The 1,605-nt window shown below is 53.4% G+C and carries 3 protein-coding genes and 1 pseudogene; all 4 read right to left on the bottom strand.

Features of this window, described 5'->3' with window-relative positions:
• Positions 1–178: 178 nt before the first annotated feature.
• Positions 179–493: a hypothetical protein gene (locus tag D1841_RS17235; protein ID WP_160644902.1), complete on the bottom strand. Its 315-nt coding sequence runs from the start codon at positions 491–493 to the stop codon at positions 179–181.
• 149 nt (positions 494–642) lie between these two features.
• Positions 643–987 carry a plasmid mobilization relaxosome protein MobC gene (gene mobC / locus D1841_RS17230; RefSeq protein ID WP_004074163.1) on the bottom strand — a complete coding sequence of 115 codons (345 nt, stop codon included), beginning with the start codon at positions 985–987 and terminating at the stop codon, positions 643–645.
• A pseudogene (locus tag D1841_RS17225) lies at positions 984–1,391 on the bottom strand (DUF3849 domain-containing protein); the annotation flags it as partial. The pseudogene D1841_RS17225 and the gene mobC, both read right to left, overlap by 4 nt.
• A partial coding sequence (locus D1841_RS17220; RefSeq protein WP_237076455.1) for a DUF5720 family protein occupies positions 1,325–1,605 on the bottom strand: 281 nt, incomplete at its 5' end. The gene D1841_RS17220 and the pseudogene D1841_RS17225, both read right to left, overlap by 67 nt.

Genomic DNA, 1,605 nt, shown 5'->3' with positions numbered 1-1,605 from the left:
ACCGCCTGGCTTTCGGTGCGGCCTTTGCCGGTGTGCAGCGGCATGATGCGTGTGGTTGCCATGATGGAATCCTCCCTCCATAACAAAACGGTCTGCATACGCAGACCGCTTGTTTCTTTTTATTCAACATTTTTATATCGGATTATCCTGTTTCATGCCAAAAGTAAATCACCCAAAGCTATCTGGCGTTTCCTTTTTCCCACTTCTCCAAACGGGATTGACACAGTGCGGTAATTTCGTTTTTATCTTCCTCCGTCACATTCCTGCGTCCCTTTGTCCGCTGGATTTCCAGATAGCTTTCATAATCGGAAAGCAGAAGGTCAAAAAGCTCCTTTGGGGTACGGCAGACCATGCCGCTGCAATAGCCGGGTAATTCCTCTGTCCCATGAAACTCCACCCGGATATACCCATACCGGCTTTTGCAGACTTCCATTTCTGTATCCAATGCCAGATAGTCCCCAAAAATGTCTATCACCTGTTCAAATGACATCATAGCAGTCCACTCCTTTCGTAAAACCCTGTTCTGCCGCTATTATCCATGATTCCGGCACATCCGGCAAGTTTACCGTCAAAAAGAAAAAGCGGAGGAAGGCGCGGCGAAGAACGCCGTTCCTCCCTCCGCAGATGGGGTAAACTCTCCGGTCAGGAGAGCTTAGAAAGCTGGGCCAGTATCTTCTGCACACCGTCCCAAAGCTGTTCCTGCCGCTGGGATATATCCTCCAGGTCAGCGTCATAAACCCGCCCGGTTTCATGCACTTTACGGGTCAGCTGGTTCAGGTTGTTGCTGGAATAGCGCATCAGGGACACCAGCTCCTTCAGCTCCGGCAAATCCAGCTTTACCACATACCCGTCCAGCGCCATTTTCCGCAGGTAGGCTTCCCGGTTGACGGTTCCAAGCTGGGACATTTTCTGCTCAATCAGGGCCAGCTCCTCCGGGGAAACCCGGAAATTCACCTGTACCTCCCGTTTCCGCTTTGCCGCGCTCATCGTTCCGGTTCCCGTTTCTTAGGGGCGGCGGGTCTGCGTTCCGGCGGCTCCTGTTTGAGTTTTTCCAGGACGGAGCCTTTCTCCGGGGCTTGAAGGACTTTCCGCGCCTGCTTCAAAAACAGGTCGGTCAGGCCGGGGTTGACCTTATCCACCACCAAGGCATAACTGTGGCGGGGATCGCCGCCATCCTCCGGCATGGGGATTGTTTTCGCCCAGGCTTTGTTATCGCGGGAGATGCGCCCGTCATGCTCCTTTTTCAGCACCGTATTGGCAAGGATGTACTGCATACGCTCCGGCCCGAACTGTTCCAGCACCTCTTTGACAGCGGCCTCGGTATTCAGACGGTTATCCCCATAGTGGGCGTTAATGGCCTGCTCAATGGCTTCTTTGCAGGCAAGACTTGCCGGTCATAGTGCAGATGTCCGTTTCGGACCTTCGCGTGGCTCACAATTTTGATATGCCCTTGTTCCTGGCGTTCCAGGGACTTTTTATATCCCTCCTCGGTGAGAAAGGCGCGGCTGCGTTCCCCTTTCCAGCCGATAGGGGAATCAGCGGTCAGGGTATCAAAAATAATCATGTGCCGGGTGTCCTCCGCGAACCGGTTTAAGTCCATGTAAC

The organism is Neglectibacter sp. X4, from assembly GCF_009917365.1.
Taxonomy (GTDB): Bacteria; Bacillota; Clostridia; order Oscillospirales; family Acutalibacteraceae; genus Acutalibacter.
This window is presented reverse-complemented; position numbering and strand designations above follow the sequence as displayed.

Excerpts from the sequence above, each read along its gene's own strand:
- D1841_RS17235 (WP_160644902.1), bottom strand. The coding sequence starts at position 493 with ATGATGTCATTTGAACAGGTGATAGACATTTTTGGGGACTATCTGGCA.
- mobC (WP_004074163.1), bottom strand. The coding sequence starts at position 987 with ATGAGCGCGGCAAAGCGGAAACGGGAGGTACAGGTGAATTTCCGGGTT.